Annotated in this window: 20 protein-coding genes and 1 pseudogene; 3 read left to right on the top strand and 18 right to left on the bottom strand. The window is 66.3% G+C overall.

Annotation, left to right across the window (positions count from 1 at the left end; translation table 11 throughout):
* Positions 1–33 precede the first annotated feature (33 nt).
* The 16 genes and pseudogenes from gp17 to G9408_RS12835 all read right to left on the bottom strand — a co-directional run bounded on the left by gp17 (position 34) and on the right by G9408_RS12835 (position 14,634).
* Positions 34–426, bottom strand: coding sequence for a tail completion protein gp17 (gene gp17, locus G9408_RS12910; protein ID WP_168454397.1), 393 nt, complete (start codon positions 424–426; stop codon positions 34–36).
* Positions 423–1,793, bottom strand: coding sequence for a phage major capsid protein (locus G9408_RS16760; protein WP_456242928.1), 1,371 nt, complete (start codon positions 1,791–1,793; stop codon positions 423–425). The genes gp17 and G9408_RS16760 overlap by 4 nt, the downstream gene beginning before the upstream one ends.
* 35 nt (positions 1,794–1,828) lie before the next feature.
* A pseudogene (locus G9408_RS16755) lies at positions 1,829–2,194 on the bottom strand (phage major capsid protein); the annotation flags it as partial.
* A 17-nt stretch (positions 2,195–2,211) separates the two neighbouring features.
* Positions 2,212–2,667: an HK97 family phage prohead protease gene (locus tag G9408_RS12895; protein WP_168454574.1), complete on the bottom strand. Its 456-nt coding sequence runs from the start codon at positions 2,665–2,667 to the stop codon at positions 2,212–2,214.
* Positions 2,668–2,807: 140 nt separating this feature from the next.
* Entirely contained in the window at positions 2,808–3,116 is a 309-nt protein-coding gene (locus tag G9408_RS12890) for a DUF6127 family protein (protein WP_168454395.1), read from the bottom strand.
* 110 nt (positions 3,117–3,226) lie between these two features.
* A complete protein-coding gene (locus tag G9408_RS12885; protein ID WP_168454394.1) occupies positions 3,227–4,345 on the bottom strand; it encodes a phage portal protein in 1,119 nt (372 codons plus the stop codon).
* Between the two features lie 48 nt (positions 4,346–4,393).
* On the bottom strand, positions 4,394–5,293 hold the full coding sequence (locus G9408_RS12880) for an SDH family Clp fold serine proteinase (protein WP_168454393.1): 900 nt from the start codon (positions 5,291–5,293) through the stop codon (positions 4,394–4,396).
* 213 nt (positions 5,294–5,506) lie between these two features.
* On the bottom strand, positions 5,507–6,826 hold the full coding sequence (locus G9408_RS12875) for a DNA-packaging protein (protein WP_168454392.1): 1,320 nt from the start codon (positions 6,824–6,826) through the stop codon (positions 5,507–5,509).
* The gene (locus G9408_RS12870) at positions 6,823–7,299 is read right to left on the bottom strand and encodes a hypothetical protein (RefSeq protein ID WP_168454391.1); all 477 of its coding nucleotides are present in this window, start codon (positions 7,297–7,299) and stop codon (positions 6,823–6,825) included. The genes G9408_RS12875 and G9408_RS12870 overlap by 4 nt, the downstream gene beginning before the upstream one ends.
* A gap of 167 nt (positions 7,300–7,466) precedes the next feature.
* Entirely contained in the window at positions 7,467–7,877 is a 411-nt protein-coding gene (rbfA, locus tag G9408_RS12865) for a 30S ribosome-binding factor RbfA (RefSeq protein WP_168454390.1), read from the bottom strand.
* Entirely contained in the window at positions 7,874–8,431 is a 558-nt protein-coding gene (locus tag G9408_RS12860) for a DUF1697 domain-containing protein (protein ID WP_168454389.1), read from the bottom strand. The genes rbfA and G9408_RS12860 overlap by 4 nt, the downstream gene beginning before the upstream one ends.
* Before the next feature lie 36 nt (positions 8,432–8,467).
* Positions 8,468–10,990 (bottom strand): translation initiation factor IF-2, encoded by a 2,523-nt coding sequence (gene infB, locus G9408_RS12855; RefSeq protein ID WP_168454388.1) that lies wholly within the window; start codon positions 10,988–10,990, stop codon positions 8,468–8,470.
* A 17-nt stretch (positions 10,991–11,007) separates the two neighbouring features.
* Complete coding sequence (locus G9408_RS12850) at positions 11,008–11,778, bottom strand: DUF448 domain-containing protein (RefSeq protein WP_235957785.1); 771 nt, start codon at positions 11,776–11,778, stop codon at positions 11,008–11,010.
* A complete protein-coding gene (gene nusA / locus G9408_RS12845; RefSeq protein ID WP_168454387.1) occupies positions 11,759–13,384 on the bottom strand; it encodes a transcription termination factor NusA in 1,626 nt (541 codons plus the stop codon). Before nusA ends, G9408_RS12850 begins: the two co-directional genes overlap by 20 nt.
* The gene (gene rimP / locus G9408_RS12840; protein WP_168454386.1) at positions 13,384–13,929 is read right to left on the bottom strand and encodes a ribosome maturation protein RimP; all 546 of its coding nucleotides are present in this window, start codon (positions 13,927–13,929) and stop codon (positions 13,384–13,386) included. The genes nusA and rimP overlap by 1 nt, the downstream gene beginning before the upstream one ends.
* 174 nt (positions 13,930–14,103) lie before the next feature.
* Entirely contained in the window at positions 14,104–14,634 is a 531-nt protein-coding gene (locus G9408_RS12835; protein ID WP_168454385.1) for a hypothetical protein, read from the bottom strand.
* A gap of 412 nt (positions 14,635–15,046) precedes the next feature.
* Here G9408_RS12835 and G9408_RS12830 point away from each other — a divergent pair, with 412 nt between their 5' ends.
* Positions 15,047–15,253, top strand: coding sequence for a cold-shock protein (locus G9408_RS12830; protein WP_168454384.1), 207 nt, complete (start codon positions 15,047–15,049; stop codon positions 15,251–15,253).
* Positions 15,254–15,326: 73 nt separating this feature from the next.
* On the opposite strand, the gene G9408_RS12825 is transcribed toward G9408_RS12830, so the two are convergent.
* Entirely contained in the window at positions 15,327–15,833 is a 507-nt protein-coding gene (locus G9408_RS12825) for a hypothetical protein (protein ID WP_168454383.1), read from the bottom strand.
* Between the two features lie 188 nt (positions 15,834–16,021).
* On the opposite strand from G9408_RS12825, the gene G9408_RS12820 reads away from it, so the two are divergent.
* On the top strand, positions 16,022–17,170 hold the full coding sequence (locus G9408_RS12820) for a cell wall hydrolase (RefSeq protein WP_235957784.1): 1,149 nt from the start codon (positions 16,022–16,024) through the stop codon (positions 17,168–17,170).
* A 42-nt stretch (positions 17,171–17,212) separates the two neighbouring features.
* Positions 17,213–17,599: a VOC family protein gene (locus G9408_RS12815; RefSeq protein ID WP_168454382.1), complete on the top strand. Its 387-nt coding sequence runs from the start codon at positions 17,213–17,215 to the stop codon at positions 17,597–17,599.
* Here G9408_RS12815 and G9408_RS12810 read toward each other — a convergent pair.
* Positions 17,596–18,258, bottom strand: coding sequence for a hypothetical protein (locus tag G9408_RS12810; protein ID WP_168454381.1), 663 nt, complete (start codon positions 18,256–18,258; stop codon positions 17,596–17,598). The two genes, G9408_RS12815 and G9408_RS12810, sit on opposite strands and share 4 nt — an antisense overlap.
* Positions 18,259–18,317 lie beyond the last annotated feature (59 nt).

Below are 18,317 nucleotides of genomic sequence, written 5' to 3'. Positions count from 1 at the left end.
GCAGACGACCCCCGCCGTCGCGGGGCGACGGCCTTACCCCACCAAACACCGGCACCGCACCACCAGCTCGTGCCGCCACCCGCCGTCACGCACGAACGCGAACCGCGTCCGCACCACCCGCGCGCTGACCACCGACCAGCCATCGGCCACCCCGCGCAGCCCCGCCACCACCGCCTCGATCCGTCCTGCGGCCACATCATCGACCGCGCCACCGACCCCGACCAGCGCCAGCGTCAACCGCACCTCGCGCCCCGCCCGATCCTTGGTCCCCCAATCGACCCCCTCGGCACCGGCAACGGACATATAGGGCGCGTTTACCCGCACCGGCGTGCCGTCAAAAACCCCATGCACCAGCCCCGCCAGCTCCGCGTCATCCCCCAGCAGCGCCAGCGCCTTCGCGCGCACCGCCTGCTCGGCGCCGCTCATCGCCGGCTGCCCAGGCGCAGCGCCCGCCACGGCTGCCACAGCGCTGCGATCGCCGCGGGCGGCGGCGGTACCTCCTTCGCGTCGCGCGCCTCGTACAGATGCTGCACCAGCCGCACGATGCCGTGGCGGATCGCCTCGGGCACCTCCGCGCCCGCCTCCGCCATGCCGGCGCGATAGGTTACGCGCACCCGCACCGCGCCATGCTGCGACGCGATCATCAGCCGCCCCGCGCCATCCGCCGCCAGCGACAGCCGGTAATCGCCAACCGCCAGCACCGTCTCGCTATCGTCCGCCGCCAGCATCCGTACTTCGTCGACCGCGACCACCGGCCGCACGCTCAGCCGCGCCGCGCCCTGTACCACCGGCACCAGCTCGCTGCCCGATCGCCGCACCAGCCACTGGCCGACAAAGGCTTCGCAAATCGCCGTCGCCGCACGCAGCAGCGGCTCGACCACCGCATCGTCGCTCGCACCGCCCAGCCGCAACCACCCGCGCGCCTCGGTCAGGCTCACCGGGGATGCCCCCGGAACCAGGCTCATCATCATCGCCATGTCTCCATCAAGAAAAGTCAGCGCCCGGTCCGCCCCGAAAGGGGGTAGGGAGCATGGACCGGGCGCCCATCGCGCCAGCGTAAAAATCAGCTGGCGGCGAATTTCATCAACTTGATGGCCTGTGAATCGATGATCGCACCGCCGACCCTTTTGGTTGCATAGAAATGCACAAAGGAACGGATCGCGCAGGATGCGCGTCTCGCCGCGGTCGGCGATCAGGTAACCGGCGCGGAAATTGCCGAACGCGATCGACAGGCTGTTCGCCGCCACGTCGGGCATGTCCTCGGCCTCGACCACCGGATAACCCAGCAAGGTCGCCGCCTGCCCTTCGACCAGCCCCGGCTGCCAGATGAACGCGCCGTCGCTCGTCTTGAACTTGCGGATGCGCGCCAGCGTGTCCGAATTCATCACCCAACACGCGCCCTGCCGGTACGGCCCCTTCAGCGAATGAACCAGCTCGACCAGCTTGTCCTGCGGGTTCGCCGCCGGAAACGCGCCTGCCGTCCCCGTCGCCAGATGCTGCAACGTCCCGAACGCCCGCACGCTGTCGACTTCGTTCGTGGTCGCATAGGTCAGGAACCCCTTGGGCCGGTTCGTGCCGTTGCCGGTCACGAACGCGCTGCCCTCGGCGACCGCAAATTCGCGCCCCAGCTGGTCGGCCAGCCAGTCCTCGACGTTGAACATCGCATCGTCCAGCATCGCCTGGCTCGCTGCCGGATTGGCGTAAAGCTCGCCCGACGGCGGCGCAATTTCGGCAAAGGCGCGCGTCGCGGTTTCGGGCCGCGCCGCGGTCTCGCCGACCCAGCCCGCCCCCATCGCGCCCCCATCGCGCCCGTCGCGACCAGCTTGCGATACCCGCTCGTTCCCGTCTGCACGACCGTCGCGATGCTACGGATCGGCGACAGCGATTTCAGCGTTTCGGCAATGCTGCCGTCGATCTCGCGCGGCACCGCAAAGCCGCCCTCGCCGCCGGTCGCCCCCGACAGGCTTTTCATCTCGACGCCCGCATCGATCCCGCGCCGCAGGTATCGCTCGACAAAGGCATCACGCGCCGGATCGGCTGCCTTCGCCCCGTCGAGCGGCAACCGCGAAGCGGCGACCGCCTGCGCATCGACTTGCGCCTTCAACGCCGCGACCGACGCCTTCAGATCATCAACGGCTTCCGCCGCCAGCACCGCATCGAACGCCCCGTCCAGCGCATCCGCTTTCACTTCCATTTCCACTTCCATGCCCGTCACTCCTTCGTTGAATCCACCGCAATCACCCGCGCCAGCGGCTGCATCGGCACCGCCACCAGACTCACTTCGGCCAGCTCCAGCCCCAGCAACTCGCGCGGGCGCGCCCCCCGCGCCGCCGTCACCCGATAGCCAAAGCTCAATCCCGTCAGCGCCCCACGCGCGACCAGCCCCGCCGGCGTCGGATGCGTCAGGCGCGCCACCACCCGCAGCCCGCGCGCATCCTCCGCCAATCGCTCGATAACCCCGATCACCGCCCCCGGCCGATGCTGCCAAAGCAGCGGCACCGCCCGTCGCTCCCGCAAACTCGCCGCAAACGCCCCCGCCCGCACGACATCGCCCCCACGATCGACCCGATCGAACACCGCCGCATAGCCAGCAAAGCGGACGACGGATTGTTCGCGCCAAGACGCAGAGGACGGAGAGCAAGAAAAAGGCGGCAAAGCCGCCCTCATTTCCCCAACGTGTACACCGGATTGCGCCGCCGATTTCCACGCCAACGCCTCTGCGTTCTCTGCGCCTCTGCGCGAATCTCTTTCTTCCCTCCGCGCCTCCGCGTCTCCGCGTGAACCTCTATCCAGCACCGCGTGCACCCTCACCGCAACAGCCCCGGCAGCCCCAGCTTCACCGCCAGCCCCACGACCAGCATTGCCAGCATCGCGCGCACCGCCCAGTCGACCGCCGCCTTCCACGCGCTCGTCTTGGCGTCGCGCCACGCGCCGAGCAGCTGGCGCAGGTCGGCCATGTCGTCGCGCGCCGCCGCATCGGCCAGCCCCAGCCGCGCCAGCGCCCGCCGCGCCCCCAGCTCGCTTGCCTCCTCGACCACCGCGCGCAGCAAGGCCGCATCGGGCGCACTCGTCCCCGCCAGCGCGATCAACCGCGCCAGCGCCTCTTCCTCATCCATGTCGATGTCCTCACAAAAATCCCTCCCCCTGGGATGGGGGAGGGTTGCGCAGCCTTGGCAGCTTGCTGCCTAGGCGAAGCTGGGTGGGGGTGGGCCGTCGCCCGCAAACGCTACGCCACCCCCAACAACGCCTTCTTCTCGTCCGCGCTCAACCAGTCCGCCGCCGACACCTCGTGCCACAGCGCCATCCGGTCCTCCGCCAGCGCCGGCACCTGATCCAGGTCGACCCGCAGCTCCGCCCTGTCGAACCACCCGCGCAGCCCCTGCGCCACCGCCCCCAAAATCTTCGCGCAGAGCGGCAGCACCGTCAGCCGCCAAAGCGCCCGATTGGCCTCGCGGTAATTGGCGTAGGTCGCATCGCCGGGCAGCCCGAGCAGCATCGGCGGCACCCCGAACGCCATCGCAATCTCGCGCGCGCTCGACTCCTTGAGCGCCAGGAAATCCATCTCGGCAGGCGTCAGCGACAGCGCCTGCCACTTGAGCCCGCCCTCCAGCAGCAACGGCCGCCCCGCATTCGCCCCGCCCGCAAAACTCTCGCTCAGCTCCTCGCGCAGCCGCTCGACCTGCTCCGCCGACAACGGCATCCCCTTGTCGCCCGGATCATGCACCAGCGCCCCCGACGGCCGCGCCGCATTCTCAAGCAGCGCCGCATTCCATTTCGCCGCGGCATTATGCGCCGCAATCGCGCCCGCCGCCGCGCCCAGGCACCCCGCGCCATAATGATCGTCCAGCGGGTGCAGCGCCTTCACATGCACCACCGCCGTCCGCCCCGCGCCATCCTCGGCGGGCAGCACCACCGCCGACCCGCCCGCCTTGTACCGATAGGCGACCGGCCACCCGCGGCTATCCGCCTCGACCGTTACCCGCTCGGGACGCAGCGCAAACAGCTCCGCCGCCGCCCCCGCGCCATCGGTCAAGATCTGCACATAGCCATTGCCGTGGAGCAACAGCTGCGACGCGAGCGTCTCAACGAGCCCCTGCCCGCCCGACGTCGCCGCCACCAGCGCCCCCAGCGCCGGATCGCTCGCAACGATCGGCGCGCTTCCGGCCGCCTCGGCCACCAGCCGCACCGCCCGCTGCACGATCGCATTGGACAGATACCCCTCGCGCACCTGCGCCTCGAACGACAAGGGCGCGGGCGCACCGCCCATCACCCCATATGCCCCATACACCCGCGACAAAGCAGGCCGCGCAGCGGACTGCGCAGCCTTCCGGCCAAACCAGTTCATGAGAATCCTCCGATTTAGTGAGGCTGAGACCTACGTCTTAGCCATCGCTCATTCACGCATCATCTTGATGAAGCTCGCTCCATCATGGTTCTCGATGAGCTTGAAAGCGCCCGTGTTAGAAAGAGTGTGCACGTAGCAATGATGAAGCGGCAAGACGACATCCTGAAGCCCTTGATGGTTTTCCAATAGTTTGATTTTCAAGCCGATTTTTCGAGCTTCTTGGTACCCGATTTGCCGTTCATGAAGTTTGACCTCATCAAATGCGGTCAAAGCACTAATGACTTGGTCTATCTTCTTTTGCGAGTTCTTCTGACGATAGAACATGTTATCTGCCAGCTGCTGCCGAGCAAACGCTTCCGACCAATTGACGGCATTCTCGCACGTTCCAAGGAAGGTAGGAGAATACTGCGCCAGGATGGGATGCCAAACCACCTGCTTGTTCGGATCTTCTGAAATTTCTTTGAATGCTCTCTCAAACTCCTTGAGCACTCCCTGCGCAGGTATTCCCCGTATCTGTGGATCAATCGGACCGATGCTGGAATGCCGCGCCATGATTATTTCTTTGCACGCGCATGCCATGATGGTCCCTCCAGACATCGCTGTATGAGGAACAATTGCTCGAATATTCCGGCCAAACTTTTCCCTAAGATACGTAATTATAGCTTGCGTGGCAGCAATACTCCCGCCGGGAGTATGAAGTATGAGATCAAGCCCTTTGGACGTATCAAGTCCATGGAGGGCGCGCATAAAACCATCGCGATCTTCGTCGCGAATTTCCGTGCCGCTGACATTTGGATTGGATTGCCACCCTGAATAATAGGCTATGGCGTTGCGACCAGTGTGGTCAGACAGCTGCTTTAGGTATTTTCTTCGAACCGTATCGAATGATCGTTGGGCACGCCGTTGCTCTTCAGCGATCTCGTTTAGGACGTCTTCCCAGTTCGCCATACTCGCTGTCTACCCCCCGATAAACCGTATTGGGAGAAGTAATAGACGGTACTTCTTTGAGCAAGGTCGGAAAAACGAAGTCACCCTTTCCGCTGTCATCCGACATCAGGTGGCGAAGCGCGTTCACTCGCTCGTTCATTTCTGGCGAAAGCATGGCCCATCCCTCTCGAAAGGCTGTATCTACGAATCTCGCACCGGAATGCAATATTCTTCTTACAGTTTGGTAAACCTCCTTACGCGCGGAATTGTTCCTTGATTGGATAGCTTCAATACCTCCGTCACGGCCCAAACGCAGGCATCGGCGCGATCGGGCGAGCGTCCCGGTCCCACATAAGTACCGCCGATCTGCAACCCGCAAAGCTGGTCCTCGAGGCCGCTGAACACTCCCGCGTGAACCACCTTGCCGCACTCATAGGCCATCGCCACAGGCTCGGCGCGGCGTACCTTCCCTGCGCGCGCGTGCACCGGCGCCACCGGCAGCGTCAGGTCGGCCTGCCGCAGCGTGTTCATGACCATTTCGCCCCCGTTGTTACTTTCGGCGACCACGCGGTCGGCGCCCCAGCGCGCCGTAGCCGCCGCGACCGCCTGCGCCCATACATGCGGTGGCGGTTTCTCGACGCTGGCATCCTCAACCACCGCGACCCGGCCATCGCGCAGCAGCGCTGCGACCACGATCCCGCACGCATCGCCCTGCGCACTCGCCGGCGGATCGACCCCGATCACCACCCGCACCGGTTTACCGATGCTGTCCGCATCGACCCGGCACCGCTCGATCAATTCCCGCGTCCACAGCGCCCCCTCCACATCCTCCAGCAATTCGCCGTCCAGTTCCTGTCGCCCCAACCGCGTCCCGCCGTAAATCGCCCCCATCGTCGCGATCCAGCGCGGCGACAGGTTCAGCCGGTTGCTCGCCGTCGTCCCGCGCGTCACCGCGACGCCCTTTTCCTTGATCAGCCGCCGCACCAGCGGCACCCCGCGCGGGGTCGTCGTCGCGACCACCCGCGGCCGCGCGCCGATCCGCATCGTCAGCATCAGATTGTCCCACGCCGCCTCGCCCTGCGGCCATTTGGCGATTTCGTCGCACCACGCCGCTTCATGTTCCGGCCCGCGCAAACTGTCGGGCTCGGCCGCCGAATAGAGCGTCGCGACCGCGCCATTGGGCCAGGTCAGCCGCCGCAGGCTGCTTTCATAATCGGGCCGCCGCGCATCGGGCGCGATCGCCAGCAAGCCGCTCTCGCCCTCGACCATCACCTGCCGCGCCTCGTGCAGCGATGCCGCGACCAGCGCGATCCGCGCCCCCGGCGTCGCTTCGGCAAAGGCGCGCACCCATTCGGCGCCGGTCCGCGTCTTGCCGAACCCGCGTCCCGCCAGCAGCATCCACACATGCCAGTCACCCGCGGGAGGTTGCTGGTCGTCGCGCCGCCACCACGACCAGTCGGTCAGCAGCTTTTCATATCGGTCATCGCGAAGCCGCTTGAACCAGGCGTCATAGTCCTTGTCCGGCAGGTCGCGAACGTCGGTCAGGCGCTTCAAAAACCGTCGCCCGGTTCGCCGCACTCGGCGGCGGCGTTGGCGCGGATGTCATCCAGCTTGGCGCGCAGCCGGTCCTTCGCGCTCCCGCGCATCGGTGCGCCACCGCCCGGCAGCTTCGCTCCGCGTACCGCCGCCCGGTGCGCCGCCAGCAAGGCCAGCCCCAGCCGATATTTCTGCGCCCGCGATTTCAGCGTCGCCTCCTTCACATTGCCGCTCGGGGCGACCAGCGCCTCCGACAGCAATTCGGCCTCCAGCCGCGCAAAGCCTTCGCACAGCGCCTCGTGCCAGCGCGCCGCAAACCCTTCATTGCGTCGCCGCTCGCGGTACATTGCGTTGCTCGTTACCCCCGCGGCGCGCGCCGACGCCGCAACATTCGACGACTCCGCCAGCGCTTCCAGAAACTGCGTCATCTGCGCCGCCCCCGGCCGCGCGCTGCGCGCTGCGCGGGTCGCCGCCTTGCCGATCTGCGCCATCGATCATCCTTTCCCAAACGCCAGTCGGGCCGGAACAGCCTCCCGCCAAACGGAAGGCCACCGGCCCGACTCGCAATTCTTCATGATGTGACACTTGTGCCATATCAGCGTGACGATGTCAAGTGAAATAACCTATATGGTTATCTCATCACGCGATATGCGCGGCGCTATTCGCCCTCGTCGCCCGCCCGATCGCTCCCCAGGTCGCGCGCAACCTTCGGATCGCGCAGCAATTTTTCGATGTGACTCGCCTCGTCGAAACTTTCGTCGGCCAAAAATTTCAGCTTTGCGGCATATTTCATCGCCATCCGTTCGGCGACGCTCTTTTGCAGCCAGGCGGTGTTGGTGCGCAGCGCTTTCAGCACCGCCTCCTCGTCCTTCCCCAGCAAGGATTTGACGAACACCGTCGCGTGGCGCAGGTCGGGCGACATGCGCACTTCGGTGATGCTCACCGGCTGGCGCGCCAGCACATCGTCATGGACATCGCCGCGCGCGATAATCTCCGACAGGATGTGGCGCACCTGTTCGCCGACGCGCAGCACGCGAACCGATGGCCCCTTGGTTTCTGCCGCCTTCATGCCGCACCCTTCTCCAGTTCGTCCAGTTTCGCGACGATCCGCGCGATCGACCGCATGTTGCGCGCGGTGCCCTTATGCTCAAGTCGCCGTTCGATCATCCGCGCGGTCAATTTGCTGTCGCCGGCACCATCGCCATAATCGATATACAGCGCCCGGTCGCCCGGCGCGATCCGTTCGTTCGGGCGGATCCACTTGTCCGCGGCCAGCGCGGCGAATTGCGCCGGTGTCGGCTGACCACCGAGGAACATCGTGTGGACGAATTTGTCCTCATTGGTTCCCGCGAACGGATTGTCGGTGATCGCCGCGGCCAGCTCGTCGCGGCTGCGCACCAGCGCCGCACAACGCATGTCGAACCGGTCGGCAACCATCAACGTCAGCTTCTCCTCCAGCCCGCGCGTCGGCCGCGCGGGATAGGAAAAGATGACATTGCCGCTCGCCACCACCGTTTCGACGTCCGAAAAGCCCTCGGCCTCGAACGCCGAACGCAGGTCGGCCATCGTCAACCGGTTGCCCCCGACATTGATGCTGCCGAACAGGGCGACGTAACGCGGCATAGCTGCGCCTCCTGATCCGCGCGCGGCGGACGCCCGTTACAGCGTCCGGTCGCGCATTTCGACTTCGAAGACTTCCAGATTGTCGCCCGCCTTGATGTCGTTGGTGTCCGACAGCACGACACCGCATTCGAGGCCCGCGCGCACTTCGGCGACGTCGTCCTTGAAACGGCGCAGCGACGCAATGGTGGTCGCCGACACGATGACGTCGTCGCGGGTAAGCCGCGCGTGCAGCCCCTTGCGGATGACGCCTTCCAGCACCAGCAGACCCGCCGCCTTGTCGCGCTTGCCGGCCGGGAACACATCCTTGACCTCGGCGCGGCCGACGACGGTCTCGATCCGTTCCGGACCCAGCTCGCCCGCCATTTCCTTGCGGATTTCGTCGGTCAGGTGATAGATCACGTCATGGTACATGAAGCGCACATTCTCGCGCTTCGCGATGTCGCGCGCCTTGGCGTTCGGACGGACGTTGAACCCGATAATCGGCGCCTTGGTCGCCGCCGCCAGCGTCACATCGCTCTCGGTGATCGCGCCGGCCCCCGACTGGAGCACACGCACGCGGATCTCGTCGGTCGACAGGCGGTTGAGCGCGTTGACGATCGCTTCGACCGACCCCTGCACATCGCCCTTGATGATGACGGGGTATTGGATGACGTTGGTCTTGTCGGCCAGCGCCTCGAACATGCCCTCCAGGCTGACCGGCGCCTGCACGGTGCGCTTGCGCGTTGCCTGTTCCTGGCGATAGGCCGCGACTTCGCGGGCGCGCGCTTCATTCTCGACGACCGTCAGCGTATCGCCCGCCATCGGCACGCCGCCCAGACCCAGCACTTCGACCGGCATCGACGGGGTCGCCAGCTTGATCTGCTTGCCCTGATCGTCGATCAGCGCGCGGACGCGGCCGCTTTCGGCGCCGCAGACAAAGATGTCGCCGACCTTCAAGGTACCACGACGGACCAGGATCGTCGCCACCGGGCCGCGGCCCTTGTCCAGCTTCGCCTCGACCACCGTGCCTTCGGCGGCGCGGTCGGGGTTGGCTTTCAGCTCCATGATCTCGGCCTGCAACGCGATCGCGTCGAGCAGCTTGTCGAGCCCGGTCTTCTTCAGCGCCGACACTTCGACATTCTGGACGTCGCCGCCCATTTCCTCGACCACCAGCTCATGTTCGAGCAGGCGTTCGCGGACGCGCTGCGGGTTGGCGCCTTCCTTGTCGACCTTGTTGATCGCGACGATGATCGGCACGCCCGCCGCCTTCGCATGGCTGATTGCCTCGATCGACTGCGGCTTCAAACCGTCGTCGGCGGCGACCACTAGGATGACGATGTCGGTGACGTTCGCCCCGCGCTGGCGCATCTCGGTAAAGGCTTCGTGGCCCGGGGTGTCGAGGAAGGTCACCAGTGACCCGTCGGGGGTCTTCACCTGATAGGCGCCGATATGCTGGGTGATGCCGCCGGCCTCGCCCGCCTGCACATTCGCGCCGCGCAGCGCGTCGAGCAGGCTGGTCTTGCCGTGATCGACATGGCCCATGATCGTCACCACCGGGGCGCGCGGCTTCAGATGTTCGGCATCGTCGACATCTTCGTCATGTCGGATGTCGATATCGCCTTCGCTGACGCGAATGATCTGATGCCCGAATTCGACCACCAGCAATTCGGCGGTATCCTGATCGATCAGGTCGCCGCTCGCCGACGGCACGCCCATCTTGAACAGCGCCTTGATCAGGTCGTTGGTCTTTTCGGCCATGCGGTTCGCCAGTTCGGTGACCGTGATGCTTTCGGGCACGGTAACTTCGCGGACCTGCTTCTCGCGCGGACCCGACGCTGCGGTGTGCGAACGCTTTTCCTTTTCGCGGGCGCGCTTCAACGCCGCCAGGCTGCGCGCCCGCGCGCCTTCGTCTTCGTTGAGCGCGCGCGTGACGGTCAGCTTGCCCGACTGGCGGCGCGTGTCGGCGCCGCGGTTGGCCTTGGGCTCGGGGCGCTTGGGTTCGGGGCGCTTCGGCGCCTCGACCGGGGTAAAGCGGCGCGGGGCCGGGGCGGCGCTGGTCGCCGCGCGCGGCGCGGCGGCTTCGGCCTGCGGTGCCTCGGCCGCGGCGGCTTCGACGACCGGTTCGGCGGCGGGTGTCGGCGCGGGTTCGGCCGCCTTGGCGGCCGCCCGCTCGGCGCGCTGCTTCTCTTCCTCGGCGGCGCGGGCGCGCGCGGCCTCTTCGCGGCGGCGATTTTCCTCCAGCGACGACATGCGCGCTTCTTCGGCCTCGCGCAGCAATTGCGCCTGGCGTTCCTGACGCGACATCAGGCTGTCATTCTCGCTCGCGCGCGGCGCGGCGGGCTTCGGTGCCGGGGCAGGCGCGGGGGTCGGCGCGGGCGCCGGAGCGGCCTCGACCTCTTCGACCACCGGCTCGGGCGCGGCCTCGCCGGGACGACCGAGCACGCGGCGGCGCTTCACCTCGACCACCACCGTGTTGCGGCGACCGTGGCTGAATTGCTGCTGTACCTGCCCCGCCTCGACGGTCCGCTTCAGCCCCAGCGGCTTGCGGGTCAGCGTCGGTTTGTCCTGTTCGTCACTCATCGAAACTCATCATTCCTTCAAAACGCGTCCGAAGCGGCGGAGCCTGTCGGCGCCGTCCCGATTTTTTGCTCGCCAGAAACTGGCGCGACATGCGGGTCGGAATCGCGGTTGGCCGCGTCCCTACTCCATCCGGTGAAAAACTGCCAGCGGCTCAAATGCGCCAGCACCCGGTCCGCGGCGCGGGCATCGGTTAGCGCCAGATGCACCGCATTCTCGCGCCCCAATGCCATAGATAGGGTGCCGCGGTCCACCGGCAAGACAAGGCCTTCGCGCCCCGACCCTTCGGCATCCTCGCCGACGCGCCACGCCTGCGCCAGTTTCTTGCGCCCATCCTCGCCCGCGTCGCTGGCGTGAAGCAGCAGGCGTACCTGCCCCTTGCGCGCCGCGGTCTCGATCTTTTCATTGCCGCTGAGCAGCGTACCCGCGCGCGATTCCAGCCCCAGCCGGTCGAGCGTCGCGCGCTGAAGCTGCGCCTCGATCCGCTCCCCCAGGTCGTCGGGGATGGTGAAATTGCCGTCGTGCAGCGCGCGCGCCAGCCCGCCTTTCAGCTTGCCCTTCGCCTGTGCGGCCTCCAGCGTCGCCCGGTCGACGCCGATCCACGCGCCGCGCCCCGGCGCCTTGCCATGGACATCGGGCGCGATGCTGCCGTCGGGGCCAAGCGCCAGGCGCACGAGCTGCTCCGCCGACGAAACCTCGCCGGTTACGACGCAGCGCCGCTCGGGCACATGGCTACCGCGCCCCTTTGCGCGGTCGGTTTCGGTCAGCTGATCATTGCGCGGGGTCCGCATCGGCGGCCTCCCCGGCTTGCGGCGCTTCCGCAGCCGGTTCGTCGTCGAACCAGTGCGCACGCGCCGCCATGATGATCTCGTTGCCCTGCTCTTCCGACAGGCCATATTCGCCCAGCACGCCGCCCTTGTCCTCGGCGCGCTCGCTGCGCGGCGGGCCGCGGCGGTTGTCGGTGCGCTTCTTGGCGATCAGCTCGTCGGTGGCGAGGTCGGCCAGATCGTCGAGCGTCTTGATCCCCGCCTTGCCCAGCACGACCAGCATCGCTTCGGTCAGGTGCGGTATCTCGGCCAGATCGTCCTCGACGCCCAGCGCGCGGCGTTCGGCGCGCGATGCTTCCTCACGGCGTTCCAGCCCTTCGAGCGCACGGCTCTGCAGTTCCTGCGCCAGTTCGTCGTCGAACCCTTCGATGCTCGCCAGCTCGTCGATGCCCACGTACGCGACTTCTTCCAGCTCGCTGAACCCTTCGGCGACCAGCAGCTGCGCCAGCGTTTCGTCGACGTCCAGCTCTTCCTGGAACATCGTCGAACGCTCGACGAATTCGCGCTGGCGCTTCTCGCTCGCGTCGGCTTCGGTCATGATGTCGATCTGGCTGCCGGTCAGCTGGCTGGCCAGACGGACATTCTGGCCGCGGCGACCGATCGCCAGGCTCAGCTGGTCGTCGGGAACGACGACTTCGATACGGCTGTCATCTTCGTCGATGACGACGCGCTGGACCGTTGCGGGCTGGAGCGCGTTGACGACGAAGGTCGCGGTGTCTTCCGACCAGGGGATGATGTCGATCTTTTCGCCCTGCATTTCCTGCACGACCGCCTGAACGCGGCTGCCCTTCATGCCGACGCAGGCGCCGACGGGGTCGATCGAACCGTCATAGCTGATGACGCCGATCTTCGCGCGCGAACCCGGGTCGCGGGCAGCGGCCTTGATCTCGATGATCCCGTCGTAAATTTCGGGAACTTCCTGCGCGAACAGCTTCTTCATGAAATCGGGGTGCGCGCGCGACAGGAAAATCTGCGGCCCGCGCATTTCGCTGCGCACCGACAGGATCAGCGCGCGGACGCGGTCGCCGACGCGCATCAATTCGCGCGGGATCTGCTGGTCGCGGCGGATCACGCCTTCGGCGCGGCCGAGGTTGACGACGATGTGGCCGAATTCGACCGACTTCACGACCCCGGTGATCAGCTCGCCGGCGCGATCCTTGAATTCTTCATACTGGCGCGCCCGGTCGGCTTCGCGGACCTTCTGGAAAATCACCTGCTTCGCCGACTGCGCGTCGATACGGCCGAGGTCGACCGCGGGCAGCGGGTCGACGATGAAGTCGCCGATCTTGGCGTCCTTCTGCAATTTCTGCGCCGCGGCCAGATCGACCTGCTTGAAATAATCTTCGACCGCCTCGACGACCTCGACGACGCGCCACAGGCGCAGGTCGCCGGTCTGCGCATCGAGTTTCGCACGAATGTCGTTCTCGGCACCGTAGCGCGCACGCGCGGCGCGCTGGATCGCTTCCTCGATCGCCTCGATGACGATGCCCTTGTCGATCATCTTCTCGCTGGCGACGCTGTTGGCAATCGCGAGCAGCTCGGCCTTGTTGGCGGAAATGGCAGTGGCCATCAGTCCTGTCCTTCTTCTTCCAGTTCGTCGGCGCCTTCGGCTGAAAGCGGGACGGTTGCGGCAATCAATTTGTCGGTCAGCACCAGCTTCGCCGTGTCGATCGCATCGAACGGCAGCTTGTGCTCCACACCCTCTTTATCCAAAATCGTGACGGTATCGCCGTCGATGCCGACCAGCTCGCCGTTGAAGCGCTGGCGCCCGTCGCGCTTTTCCTTCAGCGACACCTTCGCCTCATGCCCCGCCCAGTCGGCGAAGTCGGCGCGGCGGGTCAGCGGCCGGTCGATGCCCGGCGACGACACTTCCAGCCGATACGCCTGCTCGATCGGGTCCTTGCCCGCTTCCTCCAGCGCGTCGAGCCGGTCCGAGATGCGGCGCGACAGGTCGGCGCAATCGTCGATCGTCAGCTGGCGCGTCTCGGGGCGTTCGGCCATCACCTGCAACGTCGGATCGCTTTCACCCCCGAAAAAGGCAACGCGCACGAGCGCGAGGCCCATCGCTTCGGCTTCGGGGGCAATGATCGCATTCAGGACGTCGAGGTCGGCCAAGTCTGTCTTTCCGTTTCGGATGACCGGAAAGCATGTGGGTACAGCCGCCGCGGCCCGCGGCCCCGACGTCCCAACTGGCTAACCATGTCAAGAAGTGCGCTGCATATAGGCTTGGCAGCGTGAGTCGGCAAGGGGGAATGACAGAAGCGGAAACAGGCGTGTCGCGAATCCAGCCTATGCCGAACGCTGCGCCCGCCGCCGGATGAACAGCGCGACCGATATGCCCAGCAGGCTGATCAGGAACGCCGTCGACTTGATCGGCTGCGCTGCGGCGGCGATTTCTGCCAGCCGGTCGTCGCCGGCAAAGCGCAGCGCCTGGATGAACTGGCAGATGGTCTCGATATAGTCGCCGACGAAAACGACGATCGCCGCCGCCATGATCATCCAGCCCAGCCGCCGCAGCACCGGCGCGCCCGCGGCCCGGAACATTCGTCCGCCGCAATAGGCGCCGAACGAATAGACCGCGATATAGACAAGATCGAGCGCGATCGCCCACCGCGCGAGATCCATCACCCCCGCCGCCTGCCATGCCGCCTGGATGGCATCGACCCGCGCCGCGCTACCGGCCGACTGATGATCCCTGATTCCCCACGGCGACACGTCGTTCACGAACCAGCTATTCATCACGACCATGGCGGCAAGGATGAGCAATCCGCCCAGCCAGAAACGCCAGAATTTTCGCTCGAGCGTGCGTTCCTCGTTCATACTGCCCCCCCCCCCCCACATTGATGCCGAACAAATTCGCAGAGCTACGGCGCCCAAATCCGGCGACCCGCTACCGCTTCATGACGCGCGCGCAGGATTTTGGAAGCAACCGGTACAACTTCAGGCTGGCGGGAAGGAGGTGCACGCCTTGGGCCGACCAGCGAAGCCCGCCCTTGCCGAAATACATATCCCATGAAAAAATTGTTCGCTGATATTGCGCGATGGACAGCCCCCAAAAAGCTCATGTTTTGCGTAAAAACTTGACTTTTCGTCAAAATACCGGTGATGTAATCGAGCTAACGTCGCCTGCGACGGAAATTTGATGCCTCAGGCTGATACTTCCCTTCACGCGCTACCAGCTCCTCCGGTGCTTTTGCCGGTTGATTCCCTGTTTTCGTGAAAGGAAACACCCATGCCCATCGGCACCGTAAAATTCTTCAACACCGACAAAGGCTATGGCTTCATCGCCAATGAGGACGGCTCGGGCGACAGCTTCGTCCACATCACCGCCGTCGAACGCGCCGGCATGTCGACGCTGAACAAGGACCAGCGCGTTTCGTACGAACTGGAAACCGACCAGCGCGGCAAGACCTCGGCCGTCAACCTCCAGTCGGCCTGAATGATCTCCGGTCCGGTGCCCTGGGGTGCCGGGCCGGGTCATCGCGGCAGTCTTCGCGCCGCGATCGAGGGCGTCAGCCCTCTTGTTCGACCACGATGTGCGGCCACCGTGCCGCCAACCGCGCCGCCCAGCGGTAATAGGGCCACGGGATCACCTCCTCGTCGAACCAGAACAGCCGCTCGCCGGACTGGTCGTACAGATGCACCGCATCATCGCTGTCCTCCTGCCGCACGATCCGCAATCGGCTGATCTGCGACGGATGGATGCGCCCCTCGTCGCCGCCGCTGCTGCCGATCCGGCCTTTCCACCAGATCAGGTCGCCGGTCGCGGGGTCGATGAAACTGCCGCGGTTCGGATTGGCAAGCATGTTCAGTCCGGCACCCAGCGCGATCAGCGCCCCGAACCCCTGCGCCAGCGGCACCAGCCACGGCGCGCACTCACGGCCATCCTCGCTGCAATTGTCGGCGGGATCGATGACCGACCCTGCCCATAGAAACACCGACCCAACTGCCAGCAGCAACCACATGCGCCAGTCGGTGCGGGCGCTACGCCGATAGCATGGGATGTCGACGTCGGTCATGCCGCGGCCTTACCCGAACGGCGTCAACAGGTCGCTAACGCCCCGCCCGCGCACCGATCCGGATCGCGTCTTGAAACCGCCTCCCGTACCGCTGCGGGACATTCCGCATGCGCTGCAACATTTTGTTGGCGTTTGCGCGTATAAGGCGGATCGGCGGCGCACCGCGCGAATCATTGCGGGGCGCGCCGATGGAATTTGAAACACGCATGAAGCCCGAACTGACCTTGACCGCCCGCTCGACGTGGCGCGACCCGGTACCGGAAAAGCCGGTGGGGCCGGGGCGCGGCTTCTGGGCGGCGATCATCGCGGTCGTGACGGTCGCCTGCCTCGCCTTCCTGTTGTCGAGCGGCCAGCTGCGCCCGCCCGCGGTGTTCGGGCCGTACAGCGTCTCGGTGCCGCTCGATTTCCGCGCCTATGACCCCGCGCGCTGGGCGATCATGAATGCCGAGGATTATGAGGCGGCGCTCAAGATTGACCCGACGCTGCCCGATCCGGCCAGCATCGGCTATGGTGACGCCGCCGCGCTGCCGCCGACCGATCCCGCGCTGCTGCGCGATGAAGCTTTTGCCGGGCCGCCCGCCAAACCCTATGTCTTTCGCGGGCTGACCGCGCTCGACCGCGAGCGCGCGCATTATTGCCTGACCGCCGCCATTTATTACGAGGCCGCATCGGAAACCGACGACGGGATGCGCGGCGTCGCCCAGACGGTCATCAACCGCGTTCGCCACCCAAGCTTCCCCAACACCGTCTGCGGTGTCGTCTTCCAAGGCTCGCAGCGCGCCGGGGTGTGCCAGTTCACCTTCAGCTGCGACGGCGCGATGGCCCGGACGCCCAGCAAACCCAACTGGCTGCGCGCCAGCCGCATCGCCTCGGCGGCGCTAGGCGGCTATGTGTTCCCGAAAGTCGGCCTCGCCACCCATTATCACACGCAGGCGATCTGGCCGCGCTGGGGCAAGAGCCTGGTGATGACCAACATCGTCGGCGCGCATATCTTTCACCGCTGGCGCGGCCGTTGGGGGATGCCCGACGCGTTCCGCGCGCCCTATCCGGGCCGCGAACCCGTCCCCGGCCCCTATCTGCCGCTCGCGCAGCAACTTGCGATCCTGAAGGGCCAGGGCATCGCCCCCGGCGCCGGTCCGGCGCCGCTGCTTGTCGGCCCCGCCGCACCGCTACCCGATGTCGCCGCCGCGCCGCTGCCCGGAACGCTGGCGCCCGCCGCACCGACCGCGCCGCCGCAGGTCGCCACCCCCGCACCGCCGACCTACGCCGATCCGCGGCTCAACCAGTCGGGGCAGATCCGCGAAGAATTTCGTGGCAGCGGGGAGTGGAAACGCTGACCCAATCGGCCTAGCTTCCTTGCGGACAGCAAGGAGGCGGATATGGGACATGTCAAAGGCATTGGCGGGCTGTTTTTCCGGGCGCGCGATCCCGACGCACTGAACGCGTGGTACAAGGAACGGCTGGGCATCGGCGGCGGCTGCAGCGCCGACGACAGCGTGCCGGTCAACGAATGGGTGTGGAACGTCACCGCCGGCCCGCTGGTGTTCAGCGCGTTCAAAGGCGACACCGACTATTTCGCCGCCGACAAACAGCATATGCTGAACCTGCGCGTCGACGATCTCGACGCGGTGCTCGCGCCGTTTCGCGACGCGGGCGAAGAGATTATCACCAAGCCCGAATGGGACGACCCCGCCGTCGGCCGCTTCGCGCGCGTCCATGATCCCGAGGGCAATCCGATCGAACTGTGGGAACCGCCGAAGGGCTAGCGCCCCGCGCCGAATTCGTCGGCGATCAGGCGATAGAGAAGCGGATCATAAGCGCGTAGTTCGCGGCGGGTGTTGATGCGCCCGTGGATGCCATCGCCGCCGCGGCGGCCCTCGCGGTTGGCGTTGAAATAGGATTGGACGCCCTCGGCCCAATAGCTGGTCGTGCTGGTCGCGGCATAGGTGTTCGCCCACCGGCGATTTGTTGCCGCATGGGCATAGGCCTTGTCGAGCGCAGCCGTGAAGGAGTCCTTGCCGGGCCGTAACGCCAGCTCAGCGATAGAGGTAGCGAGGCTGTACACCAGAATATTCTCGTCACCGGCACGGTCGGCCAGATTGGCTTCGGTCGCGACGCACAGCGGCCAGTGCCGCGTGGCGCCAAAGCCGCCCCAATACCGACTGTCGGCGTCCGGGCCCAAGCGATCGCGGGCGCCCGGAACAGCGCTGATCATCTCGCCGCGGGCGATGATCGCAATGTGGAAATTCGCCTGACGCAACCGCCGGACTGTATCGCGCGGCACCGTCGCCAGCACGCGCGCCACGGTGCGCCGCGCCAGCCGCAGCGTCCGGTCATCGACCGCCGCCGACCCGACGACAGGGATGCCGCGCACCTCCGAATATTGGGCGTACCAAGGGTCGCTCAGCTGGTATTTTTCGGCCACGGCGTCAGGAATACCCCGCGCATCGGCCGCAGATGCGGGCGACGACAACGCCATGGCCA

The sequence above is a fragment of the Sphingopyxis microcysteis genome, assembly GCF_012274265.1.
In the GTDB taxonomy this organism is placed as follows: domain Bacteria; phylum Pseudomonadota; class Alphaproteobacteria; order Sphingomonadales; family Sphingomonadaceae; genus Sphingopyxis; species Sphingopyxis microcysteis.
The sequence above is the reverse complement of the archived record's forward strand: the minus strand, read 5'-3'. Positions and strand labels throughout refer to the sequence as shown.

Excerpts from the sequence above, each read along its gene's own strand:
- gp17 (WP_168454397.1), bottom strand. The coding sequence starts at position 426 with ATGAGCGGCGCCGAGCAGGCGGTGCGCGCGAAGGCGCTGGCGCTGCTG.
- G9408_RS16760 (WP_456242928.1), bottom strand. The coding sequence starts at position 1,793 with ATGGGGGCGGGCTGGGTCGGCGAGACCGCGGCGCGGCCCGAAACCGCG.
- G9408_RS12895 (WP_168454574.1), bottom strand. The coding sequence starts at position 2,667 with ATGAGGGCGGCTTTGCCGCCTTTTTCTTGCTCTCCGTCCTCTGCGTCT.
- G9408_RS12890 (WP_168454395.1), bottom strand. The coding sequence starts at position 3,116 with ATGGATGAGGAAGAGGCGCTGGCGCGGTTGATCGCGCTGGCGGGGACG.
- G9408_RS12885 (WP_168454394.1), bottom strand. The coding sequence starts at position 4,345 with ATGAACTGGTTTGGCCGGAAGGCTGCGCAGTCCGCTGCGCGGCCTGCT.
- G9408_RS12880 (WP_168454393.1), bottom strand. The coding sequence starts at position 5,293 with ATGGCGAACTGGGAAGACGTCCTAAACGAGATCGCTGAAGAGCAACGG.
- G9408_RS12870 (WP_168454391.1), bottom strand. The coding sequence starts at position 7,299 with ATGGCGCAGATCGGCAAGGCGGCGACCCGCGCAGCGCGCAGCGCGCGG.
- rbfA (WP_168454390.1), bottom strand. The coding sequence starts at position 7,877 with ATGAAGGCGGCAGAAACCAAGGGGCCATCGGTTCGCGTGCTGCGCGTC.
- G9408_RS12860 (WP_168454389.1), bottom strand. The coding sequence starts at position 8,431 with ATGCCGCGTTACGTCGCCCTGTTCGGCAGCATCAATGTCGGGGGCAAC.
- infB (WP_168454388.1), bottom strand. The coding sequence starts at position 10,990 with ATGAGTGACGAACAGGACAAACCGACGCTGACCCGCAAGCCGCTGGGG.
- G9408_RS12850 (WP_235957785.1), bottom strand. The coding sequence starts at position 11,778 with ATGCGGACCCCGCGCAATGATCAGCTGACCGAAACCGACCGCGCAAAG.
- nusA (WP_168454387.1), bottom strand. The coding sequence starts at position 13,384 with ATGGCCACTGCCATTTCCGCCAACAAGGCCGAGCTGCTCGCGATTGCC.
- G9408_RS12835 (WP_168454385.1), bottom strand. The coding sequence starts at position 14,634 with ATGAACGAGGAACGCACGCTCGAGCGAAAATTCTGGCGTTTCTGGCTG.
- G9408_RS12830 (WP_168454384.1), top strand. The coding sequence starts at position 15,047 with ATGCCCATCGGCACCGTAAAATTCTTCAACACCGACAAAGGCTATGGC.
- G9408_RS12825 (WP_168454383.1), bottom strand. The coding sequence starts at position 15,833 with ATGACCGACGTCGACATCCCATGCTATCGGCGTAGCGCCCGCACCGAC.
- G9408_RS12820 (WP_235957784.1), top strand. The coding sequence starts at position 16,022 with ATGGAATTTGAAACACGCATGAAGCCCGAACTGACCTTGACCGCCCGC.
- G9408_RS12815 (WP_168454382.1), top strand. The coding sequence starts at position 17,213 with ATGGGACATGTCAAAGGCATTGGCGGGCTGTTTTTCCGGGCGCGCGAT.